Genomic DNA, 19,349 nt, shown 5'->3' on the forward strand with positions numbered 1-19,349 from the left:
ATCCCCACCCCTTCCCATCCCTGAACATCCCCCCACCTACCAACTTTCATCAGACCGCACATGAAAGAAGGTGTGCGGTCTGATGAAAGTTGGTAGGTACAGACGGGCACGTGGGGACAGCCAGCCAGCCATGTGGGGACAGGAGGCCTCGGGTGGAGAGGGACAGTCGATGGTCCGCCCGCAGGCTCTCCGGTCAGGCGAGTCGGCGGCGCGCGGAGTCGATCCGGTCGACCGCGGACCGCAGGACGACGCGGATGCTCAGCACGTGCGATTCCGTCTGCGTGGCGACGACCGGGTGGACGGCGATGTCGGCGATGGCGGGGAAGTCATCGACCAGCTGGGAGATCCGCAGCAGCAGATCCTCGATCGGCTCCACGTTCATGACGGGCAGGCCCTTGTAGCCGAACAGGCGCGGTGCCGCCTTCACGGACCGGAGCATCTGGGACGCGTCGACGTCCGTGAGGGGCGCGACGCGGTGCGCGATGTCGCCCACCAGCTCCGTCGTGTCCCCGGACAGGGAGAACGACACCACGGGGCCCAGCAGGGGATCCTCGCCGCCGCGCACCACGCACGCGGTGCCGGGCGGGGCCATGCGCTGGACATCGATGTCGTAGGGGCCCTCCTGGGTGAAGGAATCGATGACCCCGCGGACCTGCTCGTAGTCGTCCCGCAGCTCTTCCGCCGTCTCGATGTTGAGGCGGACTCCGCCCAGCTCCATCCGGTGGCGCAGACGGGTATGGACGGCCTTGAGCGCCACGGGGTAGCCCAGCTCGTCGGCCGCAGCGAGCGCCTCGTCGACGGACGACGTCGTGACGTGGGGGAGGACGGAGATGCCGTACGCCTTCGCCAGCTCGCGGGTGCGGGACGGCGTGAGCACCACGGTCCCCTCGCCGTCGACCTCGTCGAGCGCGGAGTCGATGACGGAGCGCGCCGCACGGCGGTCGATCCCGTCGAGCTCCGGGTAGTGGCCGTGGTCCTCACCGCGCCACATCGCGTAGTCGGTGGTGCGGGCGAGCGCGATGACGGCGTCCTCCGGACCGAAGTAGCTGGGCACGGTGCGGCGCTCCGGGGTGCCCTCGTCCCCCGGAACGAAGGCGGTGAGCTCTTCGCGCACGCCCTGGACGCCGGAGAAGCAGGCGACGGTCGTCTGCGCCGCCTGGGCGGCCTGCTCGGAGAGGACCTCCGCGATCTCCTGATCCGATGCCCCGGCGGACGGGGTGAAGCTCACGATGACGGAGTCCACGTCGTCGCGGGAGTACATCCCCGCGAGCGCCTCTGAGAATTCGTCCGCGCGGACCTCCGGGTGGAGGGAGACGGGGTCGCAGTCGACCACGAGGCCCTCGGCGCGGGCAGCCTGGACGAGCAGCGTCCCCATGGCCGCGGAGTTGCCGATGATCCCGACCCTGCGTCCCGTGGGCAGGCGCTGGGCGGTGAGGACCTGGGTGATGTCGAAGAGCTGGCGGATGGAATCGGCGCGGATGATCCCGGCCTGCGCGAGGATCTCGTCCAGTGCTCCGCCCGCCCGCTCCGCGAGTCCGGAGAGGCGGACCTGGTGGCCCGGCGGCAGCTCCTGGCCCGTGAGGTCGGACTTCACGACGACCACGGGCTTCACCCGGCTCACGCGACGGGCGATGCGCGAGAACTTGCGCGGATTGCCGATCGACTCCAGGTAGAGGCCCACCGCCTTCGTCGCGGGGTCCTCCTCCCAGTACTGGAGGAGGTCGTTGCCGGACAGGTCCGCACGGTTGCCGGCGGACACGAACGTCGACATGCCGAGTCCCAGCCGGGTGGCGCGGGCCAGCAGCGCGGTGCCCAGAGCACCGGACTGGCTGAACAGGCCCAGGCTGCCCGGCTCCGGGAGGAAGGGGGCCAGGGACGAGTTGAGCGCGACGTCGGGCGCGGTGTTCGCGATCCCGAAGCTGTTGGGGCCCACGACCCGCATGCCGTGGGAGCGGGCCGTGGCGACGACCTCGCGCTGGAGTGCCGTGCCCTCTTCTCCGGCCTCCGCGAAGCCGGAGGAGATGACGACGACCGCTTTGACCCCGTGCGCGGCGCAGTCGCGGACGACCCCGCTGACGGACACGGCCGGCACGGCGATGACGGCGAGGTCGGCCGGCTCCGTCAGCTCGTCGAGGCTGCGGACGGTCTGCACGCCGGCGATCGACTCCGCCTCCGGGTGGACCACCGTGAGCTGCCCCTGGAACCCCGCCGACGTGAGGTTGCGGACCAGCAGGTTACCGGTGGAGTGGCGCTTCCGGGACGCGCCGATCACGACGACGGAGGCCGGGTGGAGGACGGAGCGGACGCTCAGCGCCTCCGCACGGTGCTCGCGGGCCGCGATGACCTGCATCGCACGATCCGTCGGGTCGATCTCGAAGCGCACGGCGACGACGCCGTCCTCGAACTCGCGCGACACCTCGTATCCGGCGGCGGCGAACACCTGCAGCATCGGGCGGTTCTGGGGCAGGACCTCGGCGGTGAAGACGGTGATCCCGACTTCGCGGGCGGCGACGGCGAGGTGCTCGAGCAGGATCGAGCCGATCCCGCGCCCCTGGTGCGCGTCCGCGATGTTGAAGGCGACCTCCGCCGACTCCGCATCGATCCGGTCGAAGCGGCCCACACCGATCACCTCGTCGCCCACGACCAGCACGAAGGCGACGCGCGTGCGATGGTCGACGGTGACGAACCGGTCCAGATCCTTCGTGGGGATCTGCGGCATGGGGGCGAAGAAGCGCAGGTACACGGATTCGGGCGACTGCGCCCGGTGCATCTTCTGCAGGGACTCGGAATCGGACGGGACGATGGGGCGCAGGTGGGCCGTGCCTCCGTCGCGGAGGACGACGTCGGCCTCCCAGTGGGCGGGGTAGCTCGTCATACGGGAAGCATATGCGGGATGAGTGGCGCATATGCTGGGCGCATGGCAATTCCGCATGAACTCATCTCCGATCTCCAGGCGGCCGGGTACTACCCGCAGCTCGCCGGGACCATGCTCGTCGAGAGCCTGTTCGACGAGGAGATCCGTTCGCACTTCGTTCACATCGACACGCATGTGGACCTCGACTCGATCCACCGGCACGTGACGGCGTTCGCGATCACGCCCACCCGCCTGCTCATCGCGCACGTGGACGACGATCCCGCACCGCGCCCGCTGGGCCAGCCGCCGCGCGCGATGACGTCGTCGGAGGCGATCGAGCTGGTCGACATCCGCACCGTCCTCATCGGACGGACGTACGAGCGGCCCGCGCAGTTCGAGCCGGGTCAGCCGCCCGTCGAGGTGTCGCTGACACTCGGCTGGGGCTCGACCACCCGGATCGACACCTTCCCGGAGGCGTGCACGGATCCGCAGTGCGACGCGGACCACGGCTACGGCGGCAGCCTGCTGTCCGAGGACCTCACGCTGCGCGTCTCCGCCCAGGCGGAGGGCCCGGAGGCGGTGGCGCGCGCAGAGGCGTTCGCCGTCGAACTCCGCAGGGCCTCATTCCGCGCGACCCGCGACAGGGGCTGAGCAGTCGATGGCCGCACCGCTGACGATCCCCACCCCTGACTATGCGGGACCGCTGCTGTCCGACGTGCTCCCCGCTGCGGCGCTCGCCGTGGGTGCGGAGCACATCCTCGCGCCCGAGGCCGTCGCCCGGGCCCAGCGGATCGCCCCGGACGCGTCGGCCAGGACGGCCGTCGTCGTCCTGATCGACGGACTGGGCTCGCGGCTGCTGCGCCGCCGGGCGGCGCACACCCCGTTCCTGCGGTCCCTGCTGCCGGACGAGACGCTGCTGAGCGCCGGCTTCCCGTCGACCACGGCGAATTCCCTGTCCTCGCTTGCGACCGGCATGCTGCCGGGCGCGCACGGCGTCATGGGCTACACGCTGCTGGACCCCGAACGCGATGAGGTGTTCAACCAGCTCACCGGATCCGACCACGTCGACGGCCGCCTCTGGGTGCCGGACGCCACGCTGTTCGACCGGCTCATCGCAGGGGGGATCGATGCGGTGAACCTGGGCGAGCCCAAGTTCGACGGCCGCGGTCTCAACCGCGGTTCGATGCGCGGGGCCCGGTTCCGCGGATCGCGGACGCTCGACGAGCGCGTCGACCATGCGCTGGAGGCGCTGCGGGCGCCCGGGCAGCGGATCGTCTACCTCTACTGGGGCGCCCTCGACAAGAACGGGCACGTCCACGGCGTCGACTCGTGGGAGTGGCTCGAGGAGCTCGAGCGCGTGGACGGCAGCCTGCGCAGGCTCGCGGCGGCGCTGCCGCACGACGCCGTCATGGCGGTGACGGCTGACCACGGGATGATCGACGTCCCCCATGAGACGCGCCTCGACCTCGCGGAGCACCCTGCGCACCGGGACCTGCTCCGCGCAGTGGGGGGAGAGCCGCGTGCGACGCACCTCTATGCCCGGGAGGGCGCGACCGCGGACGCGCTCGCTGCGTTCCGGGCCCTGGTGGGGGAGCGGGGCACCGTCCTCGCCCGCGCCGAGGCCGTGGGAGCCGGACTGTTCGGTCCCGTCCGCGATCGGAACCTGCCGCGGATCGGTGACCTCGTCGTCATCGGCGAGCCGGGATTCGGGATCGTGGATTCGGAGAACGACTCCCCGGCCGCGCTGTCGCTGCTGGGGCACCACGGCGGCGTGACGGCCGATGAGCTCGAGATCCCGCTGCTCCTGCTGAACGGCTGAAGCCAGCCGGGTGCCGGGTGGAGTCCGCCCGACTGAGTCGTCCGGCCAGCAGAGTCTCGCCGGTCCGGCTCGCTAGCCGGCGTGGCCCCCGGAGGGTGCCGAGTCCTCGAATTCGACGACCGCTCTGCGGGGCGTGGGCTCTGCGCCCGGCTCAGGGCGGTAGATCACATGGCGGTACATGAGGTAGCGGAACACATTGCCCAGCAGCACGCCGACGACGTTGCCGGAGACGTTGTCCGCGAACGTGGTGGTGAAGCCCAGCACGTAGTGGGAGAACCAGAGGCAGCCCACCGCGATGAGCAGGCCCACCGCGTTGACGGCGAAGAAGCCCACCGCCTCCTTCACGGGGGTGTTCGACTTCCCGTCGCGGAACGTCCAGTAGCGGGAGCCGATCCACGACACGGTCGTCGCGGCGGTGACGGAGAGGACCTTCGCCCACATCGGGCCCATCCCTGCCGGCTCGAGCCTCAGCAGGTTGAACAGGCCGATGTCGACGATGAAGGCGATGCCGCCGATGACGGAGAACTTCCCCACCCGGCGGAGCTCCTTCAGCAGTCCCATGTGCGCAAGACTAACGGCGGATGAGGACGGCGCCGCACAGCGCGCATAGACTGTCTCCCGTGACTTTCCCCAAGATCGGCGTCGTGGGCGGCGGACAGCTCGCCAGGATGATGGCGCCCGCAGCAGAGGCGCTCGGCGTCTCCTTCCATGTCCTCAGTGAGGCCGACGGCGCGTCCGCCGCGCAGGTGTCCGCATACGTCACGGTGGGCGACTACCGCGATTGGGACACCCTCAAGGCGTTCGCGGACACCGTCGACGTCCTCACATTCGACCACGAGCACGTGCCGCCGGAGCACCTGCGGGCGCTCGAGGCGGCCGGCCACAGTGTGCATCCGGGCCCCGACGCGCTCATCCACGCGCAGGACAAGCTGGTCATGCGAGCGAAGATCGATGAGCTGGGTCTGCCCAATCCCCGCTGGGCGGAGGTGGGCTCCGTCGACGAGCTCGAGGCCGCATCCCGGGACCTGGGCCTGCCGCTCATCCTCAAGACTCCGCGCGGCGGCTACGACGGCCACGGTGTGCGGGTCATCCACGATCCCGCCGAGGCCGCCGACTGGTTCGCGGAGGCCCCCGGCACGCTGCTGGCGGAGGAGAAGGTCGCCTTCACCCGTGAGCTCGCGGTCATGGTCGGTCGGTCGCCCTCCGGGCAGACCGCAGTGTGGCCCGTCGTCGCGACGCACCAGCAGGACGGGGTGTGCAAGGAGGCGCTCGCACCGGCCCCCGATCTGTCCAGAGAGCTGTCCGCCCGCATCCAGGGCGACGTCATCGCGCTGGCCACACGCCTGGGCGTCACCGGCGTCATGGCCATGGAGATGTTCGAGGTCGACGGCGGGTACCTCGTGAACGAACTCGCGATGCGTCCCCACAACACGGGCCACTGGACCCAGGACGGCTCGATCACGAGTCAGTTCGAGCAGCACCTGCGCGCGGTCCTCGACCTGCCGCTGGGCGATCCGTCGGCGATCGCGCCGCTCACCGCGATGGTGAACGTGCTGGGCTCGGACCGCGACGACCTCTACCACTCATACCTCCACGTGCTCGCGCACGATCCCGCGGTCAAGGTGCACATGTACGGCAAGGGCGTGCGTCCCGGACGGAAGCTCGGACACGTGAACCTGTCCGGAGCGGATGCGCCGGAGCACCTGCTCGCCCGCGCTCGCCACGCCGCGGACTTCATCGCCGGCGTGGACACGAACCCCCACCCCGATTTCGGCGACGCCGCGAACGCGGCCGGCGCGGGGATCGCCACGTCCGCGGCGCGCGGAACGGAGACGGACGCACCGGCAGCAGCGTCCTCCCCGGCGGCAGCGGCCTCCCCAGCAGCGGGGGCGACGTCGGAGGCATCGGCGGCGACCGCCTCGGCGGCGGGGGCGGCCTCTGCCGGACCCGATGACCGGTCCCGGGTCGGCATCGTCATGGGCTCGGACTCCGACTGGCCGACGATGTCAGCGGCAGCCGATGCACTGCGGGAGTTCGGCATCCCCTTCACCGCCGAGGTCGTATCCGCGCACCGGATGCCCGAGGACATGGTCGAGTGGGGCCGCACGGCCGCCGACCGCGGCCTCGAGGTGATCATCGCGGGCGCCGGCGGCGCTGCGCACCTGCCCGGCATGCTCGCGTCACTGACCTCCCTGCCGGTCATCGGTGTCCCCGTCCCGCTCACGTACCTCGACGGCATGGATTCGCTGCTGTCGATCGTGCAGATGCCGGCCGGCGTCCCCGTCGCGACCGTCTCCGTGGGAGGGGCCGCGAACGCGGGCCTGCTCGCGGTGAGGATCCTGGCGAGCGGCGCTGCGGGTGACGAGGCGCAGGGCAGCACCGATCTGCGCAGCGCGCTGGATGACCACCGCTTGGCCCTGCGGGAGAAGGCGATGGCCAAGGGCCGTGCACTGTCGAAGCGCGTCGCTGCCGAAGGCGACGCGCACCACTGAGACCAAACCCCTGCGACGGCGTCCGCCCGGGCCTCGTCGCGCACTGACCGTCCGATCGTCGGGCCCGAACGCAAGGACCCGCACCAGAAGGAGTACGAGCATGACATTCGATCTCTTCCGTCCCACTGAGGAGCACGACGAGCTGCGTGCCGCCGTCCGCGAAGTCGTCGAGGGGAAGATCACCCCGCACGCGGCGGAGGTGGACGCTGATGCCCGCTATCCGCAGGAGGCGCACGATGCGCTGCTGGCGACCGACTTCTTCGCTCCGCACGTGCCGGAGCAGTACGGCGGTGTAGGTGCGGACGCGCTGGCCACGGCGATCGTGATCGAGGAGGTGGCGCGCGGCTGCGCGTCCTCGTCGCTGATCCCCGCCGTGAACAAGCTGGGCTCGATGCCCGTGCAGCTGGGCGGCGGCGAGGAGGTCAAGGAGAAGTACCTCTCGCAGCTGGCGGAGGGGCGCGGATTCTCCTATGGACTGTCCGAGCGCGAGGCGGGCTCCGACACGGCGTCCATGAAGACGCGCGCGGTGCGCGATGGCGACGGCTGGACGCTGAACGGCGTGAAGACGTGGATCACGAATGCGGGTGTGTCCGACTTCTACACGGTCATGGCGGTCACGGATCCGGACGGTGCGCGGGGACGCAATATCACCGCGTTCGTCGTGGAGAAGGGCGATGAGGGCTTCACGTTCAGTGAGAAGGAGCGGAAGCTCGGCATCAAGGGCAGTCCCACGCGTGAGCTGATCTTCGACAATGTCCATCTGCCCGCTGATCGGATCGTCGGGGCGGAGGGCGAGGGGCTGAAGATCGCTCTGCGGACCCTCGACCACACGCGGGTGACGATCGCGGCGCAGGCGGTGGGCATCGCCCAGGGAGCGCTCGACTACGCGATGGGCTACATCAAGGAGCGCAAGCAGTTCGGCAAGGCCATCGCGGACTTCCAGGGCATCCAGTTCATGGTCGCGGACATGGGCATGAAGCTCGAGGCGGCCCGTCAGCTCACGTATGTCGCTGCGGCGAAGAGTGAGCGGGAGGATGCGGATCTGGGTTACTTCGGTGCGGCGGCGAAGGCGTATGCGTCCGATGCGGCGATGGAGATCACGACGGATGCCGTGCAGCTGCTGGGCGGTGCCGGGTACGTGGCCGATCACCCGGTCGAGCGCATGATGCGCGATGCGAAGATCACGCAGATCTATGAGGGCACGAACCAGGTGCAGCGGCTCGTCATGGGACGCAAGCTGCTCGCCTGAGCGAACGGTCGGTGCGCGAACGGCGCGGGTGGGTTCCGTAAGTGCGGAGGGGGCCCACCCGCGCCGTCGTCGTCCGGGGCGATGCGTGCGAGGTGCTTCGTCGCGGCCGTGCGACCCGCTTCGACGAGCCGGGCGATCTGCGCCGGCGACTGGTCGAAGTCCAGGGCCGACAGGCCGGACGTGTCGACGAACATCGTCCGCTCGATGGCGTCGGGATCATCGATGTGCCTGCGGTCGATCCCGTGCACCGCCGTCTCCACGAGCGCGCTCGTCACCTGGAACAGGTTCCCGACCGGAGCGTGGACCGCCGGGTCGTGCTCACGGGCGGAGAGGCGGATCCCGATCGTGGGCCAGCGCGCGTCCGCCCGGTCCTCGTGGTCGAAGACGGTGATCGGATAGTTGGACAGGAGCCCGCCGTCGACCAGGCTCGCGGACCCCTCCGGCCGCGTCTTCAGGCGGACGGGTCGGAAGACGTACGGGACGGCTGCGGAGGCCCCCACTGCGTCGGCGACCGACTGCTCGTCCGGATCGAGTCCGTAGTGCCCGTAGTCCCACGGGAGCAGGCTCATGCGCTGATCCGACAGATCGCTCACGACCACCACGAGCGCGTACTCGCGTTCCGGCGGCAGCGCGGACCCCGGATCCGTCCGGCGGAGGTCTCCGAAGGTCGCGACCCCCAGGTCGCCCAGCACTCCCGTGAGCCAGTCGCGGAGGTACTTCCCCTCGTGCAGGCCCCCGGTGGCGAGCAGCGACACCGCGTCGGCGATGCCGTGGAGCGGCCCGAGCGCCCGACCCACCGCGCTGGAATCGGTGACGCGCGGCAGATCGAGCGTCGCGGCGATGTCGCGCAGCCGTGTGAGCGGCTCGCCCGCATGCTGGAGTGCGGCGACCAGGGAGCCCATGATCGCGCCGGCCGATGTGCCGGCGATGCGCGGGAAGCGGTACTGCGCCCGCGCCAGGACGTCGAGAGCGCCGACGAATGCCATCCCCTTCACACCGCCGCCCTCCATCACGAGGTCGGCGCGGGGCGAGGCGTTCGTCATGGGACGAGCCTAGGACAGATGCCGGGGCGCTGCGGGGAGTGACGGGCACGGTGAGAAGCGGGAGACTGGAGACATCAGAGCCCGCCACGCGAGGAGCCCGCCATGAAGATCGCACGCCGCATCGACGGACTGGGGACGGAGACGGCCTTCGCCGTCGCACAGGCCGCCGGGGAGTGGAAGGCGCGCGGCAACCGCGTCTTTCCGTTCCACCTGGGCGACATCGACCTCCCCACCGCCCCGCACATCGTCGAGGCGATGAACGCCGCGATCGCGGACGGGAAGACCGGCTACTGCCCGGGCCCCGGCATCCCGGAGCTGCGGGAGGCGCTGGCCGACGACATCGGCAGCCGACGGGGCATGACGATCTCCGCGGACGAGGTCGTCGTGACGACGGGCGGCAAGCCGGTCATCACGAAGTTCCTCCAGACCGTCATGGACCCGGGGGAGGGGGTGCTGTACCCGAACCCCGGCTTCCCGATCTACGAATCCCAGATCGAGTACCTGGGCGGCGTCCCGCTGCCGTACCGGTACGTCCCCACGGCGGACGGCTTCGCGATCGACCTCGACCACCTGCGCTCCCTCATCACGCCGCAGACGACTGCGCTCATCTACAACGACCTGCAGAACCCGATCTCCGCGGAGTCGACGGACGCGGAGCGCGAGGCGGTCGCGCAGATCGCACAGGAGCACGATCTGTGGGTGCTGTCCGACGAGGCGTACTTCGAGATGCGCTACGAAGGCGCATCCCGCTCGATCGCCGCACTGCCGGGGATGGCGGAGCGGACGGTCATCCTCTACACGTTCAGCAAGAAGTTCGCGATGACGGGGTCGCGGCTGGGCTGCGCCGTGGCGCCGCGCGCGGTCGCGCATGTGATCTCCACCCTCAACACGAATGACGAGTCCTGCACGACGCACTTCGTCCAGTGGGCCGGGATCGCCGCCCTCACCGGCACGCAGGAGCCGGTGCGCCGCATGCTGGAGGAGTTCCGGGCGCGGCGCGACGCCGTGTGCGACCTCGTCAACACGATCCCGGGGATGAGCGTGGAGGTCCCGCAGTCCACGTTCTACGTCTTCCCCGACGTCACGGACACCGTCCGTCGGATGGGCCTGACGAGCGTCAGCGAGTTCGCGGAGCAGGCGCTGCGCAGCACAGGGGTCTCCTTCTGCACGCGCGAGCACTTCGGAAGGCGGCAGCCGGGCGAGGACCGGGAGTACATCAGGCTCGCGTACTCCGGGATCGGGCTCGACGACATCACGGAGGGGCTCACCCGTCTGCGCGCGTGGGTGGACTCCGTGTGAGCGCCCGCGACGTCTGTACGGCCTGAGTCCGTGCGCCCAGACACGACCGGGACCGGACATGGCCGAGACAGGACATCCAGCGATCTCTCACCGACCTGCCGGGGCGGGTTCCGTGAGAACCGTCGTCTGATCGTGCATTGTGGTGCTGTTCGCCGTTCGCTACACCCCGAGGCCCCCCTGTGACCGAGAAGCGCTCACTGCAGTACGCGGATCCAGTCCGCGAGCCCCGCCACCTCGACGCCCCGCGTCGTGATGTGCGGGGGTGGGTGCTGCTCGCAGCGACGATCCTCATGCCCGGCAGCGTCCAGTCGTTCTTCCGCGTGCGCGGGTCCCGGATTCCACTGGTCATCACACTGCTCACGTGGCTGCTCGTCGCGGTCGCGCTCATCGTGGTGCTCATCAGGCGCCAGTTCGCGTTCACCCTCGCGACGAACCCCTTCCTCCTCACGTTCCTGCTCGCCCTGCTGGTCGTCGCGGGAGTGAACTGGATCCTGTGCCTCCTGGGCACCGTGCGCAGGGTCAGGCTCCACACGCTCAGTCCCAGGGCCCGGAAGCGGTTCCTGGCGGCGGCGACGGTCGCCGTCCTGGTCGTCACGGGCGGCACCGCCTACGGCACGTACATGATGAACAGCCAGCGGGAGCTCATGTCCGACCTGTTCGCCGGCGGTCTGGGTGAGCGGCCCGCGGACGGCCGGTTCAACATCCTGCTCCTGGGATCCGACGCGGGGAAGGGCCGTGAGGGGATCCGTCCGGACAGCATCACCCTGGTGAGCGTCGATGCGAAGACCGGCGGCGCCGTCATGATCGGCCTGCCCCGCAACATGCAGAACGTGCCCTTCACCGAGGGCAGCCCGCTGGCGGCCGTGCACCCGAACGGCTTCGACTGCGGCGACGAGTGCCTCCTGAACGCCGTCTACCAGCAGGGGGAGGAGCACGCGGACGAGTATCCGGACGACGTGACCCCCGGGGTCGAGGCGATGAAGGAGGCCGTCGGCGGTGTGACGGGCCTCGACGTGCAGTACCACGCGATGATCGACCTCGAGGGCTTCGAGAGCCTCATCGATGCGATGGGCGGCATCTCCGTCGTGTCGGAGAAGCGCGTGCCCATCTCCTCCGAGGTCGACCCCGCGACGGGTGAGCACGGGCCCGTGAAGGAGTGGATCGAGCCCGGCGAGCATCACTTCGACGGCTACCACGCGCTCTGGTTCGCACGCTCGCGCGAGTTCTCCTCCGACTACGAGCGGATGGTCCGACAGCGCTGCGTGCAGGACGCGATGGTCCAGCAGCTCGATCCCTCGACCCTCCTGCTGCGCTTCCAAGACATCGCGAAGGCGGCCCCGGACGTCGTGTCGACGGACATCCCGCAGGTCCAGGTGGACCGCTTCGTGGACCTGGCACTCAAGACGCGCACCGCGGGGACGACCTCGGTGGACCTCACGCCCCCCGAGGTGAACCCGACCCACCCGGACTTCGCCGAGGTCCGGCAGCTGGTGGCCGACACGGTCGCGGAATCGGAGCAGGCGGCCGAGGAAGCAGAGGCTGCCGGGGCACTGCCCACGGATGCGATGGGCGCGACCCAGGACGTCTCACTGTGGGCTGCGCCCGCAGCGGGGGCGGCCGGCGACGCGGAGGACGCGGAGGGCTCCGAGGCGGACGCCGCCTCGATCTGCAGCGTGCCCTGACGAACAGCGGTAAGCTGTTCCGGGCGCTGTCGCCCCGCGCTGCCTGAGGGAGGACTCGCAGCCGGCTCACGGTGTTCCCTCCCGCACGGACGTGACGAGCGTCACGTGCGAATGTGATCGATCTGCGAGATCTGCCCGGATCCTCACAAAACTTTTTCAGCCGCCGTTCGGCGCGAGAACATGCGGAACCACACGCGTGTCATTTCCTTTTCCCGCTGGATTTCAACTAAGACACGCCGAAAATATGTAACAATCTTGAGATGTTGAGGTGGTTCGCCGCATCCAGCGACGACCCCACTTCGTAGAAGCCTCCTTCCCTGACTTCCTCACAAAGGCTGAAACGATGAGAATTCTGGTCCCTTCTGTAGCCGCATGCGCGGCCGCGGTCATGGTGACGACGTTCGGACTCTCGAGTTCGACCGCCGCGATCGCGGTTCCTGTCAATCCCGAAATCAGTTCGTCGCCCCTGACGGACATCAGCGCCGACGGCCTCGATGAGATCGGGGCACGCGCCTCCTCCGAATCCACCACCACCGCGTCGAACCGCGGGCTGATCAACGTGCCCGGACTGCTGCGCGCCGACAACGGCTCGACCGCACAGAACGCCTCCGCGGGCCCGCTGGCACCGCAGGACGGAGCCTTCGAGGCGGCGAACACAGGCCTCACCGATTCGTCGGAGGAATCAGCAGAGGGCGATGCGCCCGCGCTGGGCGAGCCCGATGAATCCACGACCGAGTCCGAAGACCCGGAATCGTCCGAATCATCTGAGTCCTCCGAACCGGACGCGACCGACGACCCCGTCGTCGGATCCGTGCAGGAGGAGACCGAGGACGGCACCTCGATCGCTGCGATCTCCGAGGTCGTGGACGTCCCCAGCGGCAACCCGAGCATCGTGGGCGTGACCTATGAGGGTGACACCGACGTGTCGTTCGAGGTCCGTCAGAAGACCGGCGGCGAATGGGGCGCCTGGGCCGACCTCGAGATCGAGAACATCGACGAGGGCGGCAACGGCACGGAGCCGTTCATCGTGTCCGACGCAGAGGGTGTCCAGCTGCGGGTGCTCGGCGCCGCCGACGCACCGGCGGAGACTGAGCTCGTCCTCGTCGACCCGAAGTCGTCCGCGGCCGATGCGGCCGCCGTCGAGGAGAACCAGCCGGTCCTCCCGCCGCAGGCAGACGCGGGCGATGAGTCCGCAGCGCCGTCCGACGAGGACGCATCCGACTCCGCCGAGGGCGCAGAGACCGCCGAGGTCCCTGCCGCCGATGCTGCGAACGCAGCATCCGCGGACAGCGCGTCCGTGAAGAACGCGTCCTACGTGCCGGGCAACTCGTCCGTGCAGAACACCGCCGTGAAGAAGGTCGACAAGCCGTCGATCGGCTCCCGCAAGTCGTGGGGCGCCAACGAGAACCTGCGGAACGGCTCCGCCGACTACGCGAGCTCCGTCAAGGCCGCGGTCGTCCACCACACGGCCGGTGCCAACGGATACAGCGCCGGTGACGTCCCCTCGATCCTCCGCGGCATCTACAGCTTCCACACGCAGGGCCGCGGCTGGAACGACGTGGGCTACAACGTCCTCGCGGACAAGTTCGGCCGCCTCTGGGAGGGCCGCGCCGGTGGTGTCAGCAAGGCCGTGATCGGCGCGCACGCCGCCGGCTACAACACCGGGTCCTTCGGCATCTCCGTCATGGGCTCCTACGACAAGTCGGCGCCGCCGCAGAAGACGATCGACGCGGTCAACCACGCGATCGCCTGGAAGCTGTCGCTGGACGGCGTGTCCGCAGCGGACAAGACCACGCTGGGCGGCAAGCGCGTCCGCACTGTCATCGGTCACCGCGACGTCGGCCAGACCGCCTGCCCCGGTGCTGCGTTCTACTCCAAGATGGGCGGCATGCGCTCTGCGATCGAGAAGATGCAGGACGGCGGCGACACCCCTGACGACAAGAAGGACGACGAGAAGAAGCAGGACGAAGACAAGAAGAAGGACGACAAGAAGGACGACAAGAAGGACGATAAGAAGAAGGACGACGAGAAGAAGTCCAAGACTCCTATCGAGGAGAAGTACGAGGGCAACGTCGAGCAGCTGGGCAAGCCGTCCGGCAAGGAGTTCAAGATCGCCGGCGGGCTGGGCCAGAAGTACGAGAAGGGCCACATCTACTACACGAAGGCCACCGGCGCGCACATCGTGAGGGGCGCGATCGATGGAGTGGTGAATGAGAAGCTGCTCAAGCAGATCGGCTTCCCGAAGGCCGACGAGAAGGACGGTCTGAAGGACAAGGGCGTCTACCAGCCCTTCACGAAGGGCTCTGTCCACTACACGAAGGCCACCGGTGCCCACGCGACGACCGGCATCCTCCAGAAGTACTGGAAGGACAAGGGCTACGAGAACGGTCACCTGGGATACCCGACCAGTGACCTGACGGTGAAGGACGGCCGCGCCGAGCAGTCGTTCCAGGGCGGGCGCCTCGTCTGGGCAGAGGGCTACGGCACGACCGAGTTCTCTGCGGAGGGCGATCTCAACGCCGGTGTCGAGGACCTGAACCCCACCGATGGAGGTGATTCCGGCGATCCCGGGGAAGGCCCGTCGGAGGAGCCCACCGTCGAACCGTCGGAGGAGCCCACGACCGAGCCCACCGAGGCTCCGTCCGAGGAGCCGTCTGCGGAGCCTTCCGAGGAGCCGTCTGCAGAGCCCACGAAGACTGCGGAGCCCAAGCCGACCAAGACGGCCGAGCCGAAGCCGACCCGGACCGCGGAGCCGAAGCCGACGAAGACGGCCGAGCCCAAGCCTTCGAAGAAGCCGGAGAAGACCCCGGAGCAGAAGGAGGAGGAGAAGCGCGCCGACATCATCGCTGAGGCGAAGAAGCACATGGGCGTGCCCTACCGCTGGGGCGGGACGTCTCCCTCATCCGGCTGGGACTGCTCGGGCTACACGCAGTACGTCTACGGCAAGAACGGGATCGACCTGCCGCGCAACACGAGTGCGCAGAAGGCAGCAGGAGAGGTGATCTCCGCCAAGGAGGCGAAGCCGGGCGACCTCATCTGGATCCCCGGTCACATCGGCATCATCTCTGAGACGAAGGGTCAGATGTACGACGCGGGATCCACTCGCACGAACACATCCAAGCGCAGCTACAACTGGATGCTCAATCGTGGAGCGGTCTTCATCCGCGTGATCTGATCCCGGAGCGCGGAGGGTGGGGAACCCTCCGGCATGCCGGCCCCGAGCGGCCCCGCACCTGTACAGGGTGTGGGGCCGCTCGTGCGTGGTTCGGCCAGCCGAGTGGCCTATCGTAGGCTTCGCGACGTGTTGGATGCGGGTGGACGAGGAGATGGATGCAGCGGCTGACGAACACCCGGAAGGACTATGCCTGGGGCAGCCCGACGGGCATTCCGGAGATCCTGGGGCAGGAGCCGGACGGCACCCCCGTCGCGGAGCTGTGGGTGGGTGCCCATCCCGGTGCGCCGTCCACGGTCGACGGTCGCAGCCTCGATGCGCTCATCGCCGACGACCCCGCCCGTCACCTGGGTGAGGAGTCACTCGCGCGCTTCGGTCCGCGCCTGCCGTTCCTGCTGAAGGTCCTCTCCGCGCGCAGCGCGCTGTCCATCCAGAGCCATCCGACCCGGGAACAGGCCGAAGCCGGGTTCGCCCGCGAAGAGGCGGCGGGCATCCCGGCAGACGCCCCGCACCGCACCTACAGGGACGCGTGGCACAAGCCGGAGCTGCTCTACGCGCTGGACGAGTTCCATGCGCTCTGCGGGTTCCGGCCGGTCCCCGCCGTCCTCGCGACTCTCGAGCGCTTCGCACACGCGCTGGACTCCGCGGGAGCGCCCGCAGAGGCGCGTGACGCGCTGGCCGCGTGGCAGGATGCGCTGACGCCCCCGCCAGCCGCCGGGGACCCTGCTGACGCGGTCGTGCTCCGCGCCGCGGTCGAGCGCCTCCTGGGCGAACCCGCCCGGTTCGGCGCACTGGCAGACGCCCTGGCGGCGGCCCTGGTCGATTCGCCGGTCCGTTCTGAGGTCGAGGCCGATGATCCGTCGCTCGTCGGCAGCAGCACGGACCCTTCCCGGACCCTGATGGAGACGCACGCGGACTTCCCGCATGACCCCGGGCCGCTGGTCGCAGTCATGCTCCGCCGCCACCTCCTGCAGGCAGGTGAGTCGCTGGTGGTTGAGTCCGGCAGCATCCACGCGTACCTGCGGGGCATGGGCGTGGAGATCATGGCCTCGAGCGACAACGTGCTGCGCGGCGGGCTTACAGCGAAGCACGTCGACGTGTGCGAACTGGTCCGCACAGCACGCTTCGACACGCACGCACCGGACGTGCTCGCGCCCGACGACGCGGGAGGGCTGCGGGGCCGGACCGACGACTTCGTCCTCACAGTCATCACGGACGCAGGGGATCGTCTGCTGGAGCGGCCCGGCGCCCTCACCCTCCTGTGCACGGAAGGGGCCTTCACGCTGCGCACCGAGGAGCCCGGCCGGCACGGCACCACCGCGCACGGCCCCGCCGCGCTCGACCTGCGCCGTGGAGACTCCGTGTGGATCGCAGCGGATGAGCAGCGGCCCGCGGTCACCGGCACCGGGGCGCTCTTCGTCGCCAGCACGGGTCTGTGACCTCCTGGTGCGAAGCCGCCTGCGCTGACGTCGTCCGGCACCTGCGCGGACGACGGCGGGCGGGGATCCCCGTGAGGATCCCCGCCCGCTGTCCCGGGTTCGCAGCCGCAGCCGCTCCCGTCTGCTGATCAGGCGACTGCCGCGGCCTCCGGCACGTCACCTGTGAGGGGCTCGAGGCCCTGCGTCTTCTCCTGGATCTCCTCGACGCTCACGCCGGGGGCGCGCTCGATGAGGCGGAATCCGGTGCCGGTGACGTCGAGGACCGCCAGGTCGGTGATGATGCGCGAGACGACGCGCTCACCGGTCAGCGGCAGGTCGCAGGCGTCGAGCAGCTTCAGCGACCCGTCCTTGGCGGTGTGGTCCATGAGGACGAGGACCTTCTTCGCGCCGTGGACCAGGTCCATCGCGCCGCCCATGCCCTTGACCATCTTGCCGGGGATCATCCAGTTGGCGATGTCGCCGTTCCCGGCGACCTGCATGCCGCCCAGGATCGCCACATCGATCTTGCCGCCGCGGATCATGCCGAAGCTGGTCGCCGAATCGAAGAACGCCGCACCGGGGTGCATCGTGACGATCTCCTTGCCCGCGTTGATGAGGTCCGGATCGACCTCGTCCTTGCGGGGGTACGGACCGACGCCCAGCAGTCCGTTCTCCGACTGGAGGACGACGTGGACGCCTTCGGGGATGTAGTTCGGCACGAGCGTGGGCATGCCGATACCCAGGTTGACGTACGAGCCGTCGGCGAGCTCTGCGGCCGCGCGGGCCGCCATCTGGTTGCGTGTCAGGCTCATGGGTCAGTCCTCCCTCACGGTCATCTTCTCGATGGGCTTGTCCGCGACCTGCTCAGGGGTGAGCTGGAGAACGCGGGCGACGTAGATGCCCGGCACATGGACGTCGTCCGGGTCGATCTCGCCGACCTCGACGAGCTCCTCGACCTCTGCGATCGTCGTGTTCGCGGACATCGCCGCCGGCGGGTTGAAGTTGCGCGCGGAGGCGTTGAAGACGAGGTTGCCCGCGCGGTCGCCCTTCGCAGCGCGGACGAAGGCGTAGTCCGTGGGCAGCGACTCCTCGAGGACGTACTCCTTCTCCTCGCCGAACGTGGAGAGTGCCCTCGTGTCCTTCTTCGGGGAGGACTTCACGATGTTCCCATCGCTGTCGTACTTCCACGGGATGCCGCCGTCCGCCACCTGGGTGCCGGATCCGGTGATCGTGTAGAAGGCGGGGATGCCGGCGCCTGCGGCGCGCAGCTTCTCCGCCATCGTGCCCTGCGGGGTCAGCTCGACCTCGAGCTCGCCCGACAGGTACTGGCGGGCGAACTCCTTGTTCTCACCGACGTAGGAGGCGATGATGCGGCTGATCTGGCGCGTCTCGAGGAGCTTGCCCAGACCGCGTCCGTCCACTCCCGCGTTGTTGGAGATGACCTCCAGATCCTTCGCACCCTGGTCGCGGACCGCGTCGATGAGCACCTCGGGCACTCCGACGACTCCGAAGCCGCCGACGGCGATGCGTGAGCCGTCGGGGATGTCCTTCACCGCGTCTTCTGCTGTCGAAACCACTTTGTCCATGGTTCGGATTATTGCACGGGACCGCATGCTCGCGGGGGTTCGTCCGCCAGGTGGAGGGGACTGCTCCGCAAGGACGGCGAGAAGCGCTCAGTCCGTCTGGCGGAGGACGACGAGTCCGTGGAGGAGTCCCGCGAGCACCCGGCCCCAGTCGGCGGCGGAGCGGGGCGCCTCCATGACGACGACCTCGGCGGCGGGGGTGTCGGATAGGCCGGGAGCCGGCTCGGCCAGCCGGGCGAGTGCCGCCGACTCCGTCGTGGAGGCGTCGCCGAACGACACGGTCTCGACGATTCCCACGGGCGCCTCGTCCGGGTGGGTGCGCAGGGCGGTCGCGTAGTCGATCGTGTCGACGGGCGCGGCGACGCTCAGGGCGAACGGAGCGACCGGGAAGACGAAGACCTCGTCCGCGGAGCGGGTGACGGGATCCTCGGCGCGGTGCTCCGAGGCGAGCGCGGCCCAGTCGCTCTGCGGCTCCTGCTCGGCCACGATGCGCACGCTCGCGCCCAGCGACCACGCCGCGAGGACACCGGACAGCGCGCGCCAGTGCAGGCCGGCGGAATCGACGACGCCCAGGTCCAGGTCCGGCCCGACCTCGGATTCGGCCAGCAGCCCGTGCGCCTTGTGCGCCCAGTTCGCGAGCACGGGGCCCGTGAGTTCGAGGGAGGCGCCGTCGGGGCCCTCCCAGCGCAGGACGGGACGACGGAGTGCGGCGAGTGCCGCGAGGTAGGTGCGCACGGG

14 protein-coding genes are annotated in these 19,349 nt (G+C 69.6%); 8 read left to right on the forward strand and 6 right to left on the reverse strand.

What is annotated here, in order from left to right:
- Window positions 1–193: 193 nt before the first annotated feature.
- A complete protein-coding gene (locus FM105_RS13900; protein ID WP_087009268.1) occupies window positions 194–2,875 on the reverse strand; it encodes a bifunctional acetate--CoA ligase family protein/GNAT family N-acetyltransferase in 2,682 nt (893 codons plus the stop codon).
- Window positions 2,876–2,917: 42 nt separating this feature from the next.
- Between FM105_RS13900 and FM105_RS13905 the strand changes: the two genes are divergently transcribed.
- Both FM105_RS13905 and FM105_RS13910 read left to right on the forward strand, forming a co-directional pair.
- Window positions 2,918–3,505: a DUF5998 family protein gene (locus FM105_RS13905; RefSeq protein ID WP_087009270.1), complete on the forward strand. Its 588-nt coding sequence runs from the start codon at window positions 2,918–2,920 to the stop codon at window positions 3,503–3,505.
- A 7-nt stretch (window positions 3,506–3,512) separates the two neighbouring features.
- Window positions 3,513–4,673 (forward strand): alkaline phosphatase family protein, encoded by a 1,161-nt coding sequence (locus tag FM105_RS13910; RefSeq protein WP_087009272.1) that lies wholly within the window; start codon window positions 3,513–3,515, stop codon window positions 4,671–4,673.
- 72 nt (window positions 4,674–4,745) lie between these two features.
- On the opposite strand, the gene FM105_RS13915 is transcribed toward FM105_RS13910, so the two are convergent.
- On the reverse strand, window positions 4,746–5,234 hold the full coding sequence (locus FM105_RS13915; RefSeq protein WP_087009274.1) for a GtrA family protein: 489 nt from the start codon (window positions 5,232–5,234) through the stop codon (window positions 4,746–4,748).
- A gap of 59 nt (window positions 5,235–5,293) precedes the next feature.
- Here FM105_RS13915 and FM105_RS15065 point away from each other — a divergent pair, with 59 nt between their 5' ends.
- Both FM105_RS15065 and FM105_RS13925 read left to right on the forward strand, forming a co-directional pair.
- Entirely contained in the window at window positions 5,294–7,165 is a 1,872-nt protein-coding gene (locus FM105_RS15065) for a 5-(carboxyamino)imidazole ribonucleotide synthase (protein WP_143275898.1), read from the forward strand.
- A gap of 100 nt (window positions 7,166–7,265) precedes the next feature.
- Window positions 7,266–8,414 carry an acyl-CoA dehydrogenase family protein gene (locus FM105_RS13925; RefSeq protein ID WP_087009276.1) on the forward strand — a complete coding sequence of 383 codons (1,149 nt, stop codon included), beginning with the start codon at window positions 7,266–7,268 and terminating at the stop codon, window positions 8,412–8,414.
- Here the strand turns inward: FM105_RS13925 and FM105_RS13930 are convergent.
- A complete protein-coding gene (locus FM105_RS13930) occupies window positions 8,357–9,457 on the reverse strand; it encodes a patatin-like phospholipase family protein (RefSeq protein ID WP_087009278.1) in 1,101 nt (366 codons plus the stop codon). The two genes, FM105_RS13925 and FM105_RS13930, sit on opposite strands and share 58 nt — an antisense overlap.
- Window positions 9,458–9,559: 102 nt before the next feature.
- On the opposite strand from FM105_RS13930, the gene FM105_RS13935 reads away from it, so the two are divergent.
- The 4 genes from FM105_RS13935 to manA all read left to right on the forward strand — a co-directional run bounded on the left by FM105_RS13935 (window position 9,560) and on the right by manA (window position 17,049).
- Window positions 9,560–10,756 (forward strand): pyridoxal phosphate-dependent aminotransferase, encoded by a 1,197-nt coding sequence (locus tag FM105_RS13935; protein WP_087009279.1) that lies wholly within the window; start codon window positions 9,560–9,562, stop codon window positions 10,754–10,756.
- Between the two features lie 179 nt (window positions 10,757–10,935).
- On the forward strand, window positions 10,936–12,438 hold the full coding sequence (locus tag FM105_RS13940) for an LCP family protein (RefSeq protein ID WP_087009281.1): 1,503 nt from the start codon (window positions 10,936–10,938) through the stop codon (window positions 12,436–12,438).
- A 343-nt stretch (window positions 12,439–12,781) separates the two neighbouring features.
- A complete protein-coding gene (locus FM105_RS13945; RefSeq protein WP_087009283.1) occupies window positions 12,782–15,613 on the forward strand; it encodes an NlpC/P60 family protein in 2,832 nt (943 codons plus the stop codon).
- Window positions 15,614–15,768: 155 nt separating this feature from the next.
- Window positions 15,769–17,049 carry a mannose-6-phosphate isomerase, class I gene (manA, locus tag FM105_RS13950; protein WP_087009285.1) on the forward strand — a complete coding sequence of 427 codons (1,281 nt, stop codon included), beginning with the start codon at window positions 15,769–15,771 and terminating at the stop codon, window positions 17,047–17,049.
- Window positions 17,050–17,177: 128 nt separating this feature from the next.
- Here manA and FM105_RS13955 read toward each other — a convergent pair whose 3' ends face one another.
- The 3 genes from FM105_RS13955 to FM105_RS13965 all read right to left on the reverse strand — a co-directional run bounded on the left by FM105_RS13955 (window position 17,178) and on the right by FM105_RS13965 (window position 19,346).
- The gene (locus FM105_RS13955; protein ID WP_087009287.1) at window positions 17,178–17,840 is read right to left on the reverse strand and encodes a 3-oxoacid CoA-transferase subunit B; all 663 of its coding nucleotides are present in this window, start codon (window positions 17,838–17,840) and stop codon (window positions 17,178–17,180) included.
- Window positions 17,841–17,843: 3 nt separating this feature from the next.
- Window positions 17,844–18,614 carry a CoA transferase subunit A gene (locus FM105_RS13960; RefSeq protein WP_087009289.1) on the reverse strand — a complete coding sequence of 257 codons (771 nt, stop codon included), beginning with the start codon at window positions 18,612–18,614 and terminating at the stop codon, window positions 17,844–17,846.
- A gap of 87 nt (window positions 18,615–18,701) precedes the next feature.
- Window positions 18,702–19,346, reverse strand: coding sequence for a hypothetical protein (locus tag FM105_RS13965; protein ID WP_087009291.1), 645 nt, complete (start codon window positions 19,344–19,346; stop codon window positions 18,702–18,704).
- Window positions 19,347–19,349 lie beyond the last annotated feature (3 nt).

The organism is Brevibacterium yomogidense (assembly GCF_900163715.1).
GTDB lineage: Bacteria > Actinomycetota > Actinomycetes > Actinomycetales > Brevibacteriaceae > Brevibacterium > Brevibacterium yomogidense_A.

Bases quoted from the DNA above. Each gene is read 5' to 3' on its own strand.
- FM105_RS13915 (WP_087009274.1), bottom strand. From the start codon at position 5,234: ATGGGACTGCTGAAGGAGCTCCGCCGGGTGGGGAAGTTCTCCGTCATC.
- FM105_RS13960 (WP_087009289.1), bottom strand. From the start codon at position 18,614: ATGGACAAAGTGGTTTCGACAGCAGAAGACGCGGTGAAGGACATCCCC.
- manA (WP_087009285.1), top strand. From the start codon at position 15,769: ATGCAGCGGCTGACGAACACCCGGAAGGACTATGCCTGGGGCAGCCCG.
- FM105_RS13930 (WP_087009278.1), bottom strand. From the start codon at position 9,457: ATGACGAACGCCTCGCCCCGCGCCGACCTCGTGATGGAGGGCGGCGGT.
- FM105_RS13935 (WP_087009279.1), top strand. From the start codon at position 9,560: ATGAAGATCGCACGCCGCATCGACGGACTGGGGACGGAGACGGCCTTC.
- FM105_RS13900 (WP_087009268.1), bottom strand. From the start codon at position 2,875: ATGACGAGCTACCCCGCCCACTGGGAGGCCGACGTCGTCCTCCGCGAC.
- FM105_RS13925 (WP_087009276.1), top strand. From the start codon at position 7,266: ATGACATTCGATCTCTTCCGTCCCACTGAGGAGCACGACGAGCTGCGT.
- FM105_RS13945 (WP_087009283.1), top strand. From the start codon at position 12,782: ATGAGAATTCTGGTCCCTTCTGTAGCCGCATGCGCGGCCGCGGTCATG.
- FM105_RS13905 (WP_087009270.1), top strand. From the start codon at position 2,918: ATGGCAATTCCGCATGAACTCATCTCCGATCTCCAGGCGGCCGGGTAC.
- FM105_RS13910 (WP_087009272.1), top strand. From the start codon at position 3,513: ATGGCCGCACCGCTGACGATCCCCACCCCTGACTATGCGGGACCGCTG.
- FM105_RS13955 (WP_087009287.1), bottom strand. From the start codon at position 17,840: ATGAGCCTGACACGCAACCAGATGGCGGCCCGCGCGGCCGCAGAGCTC.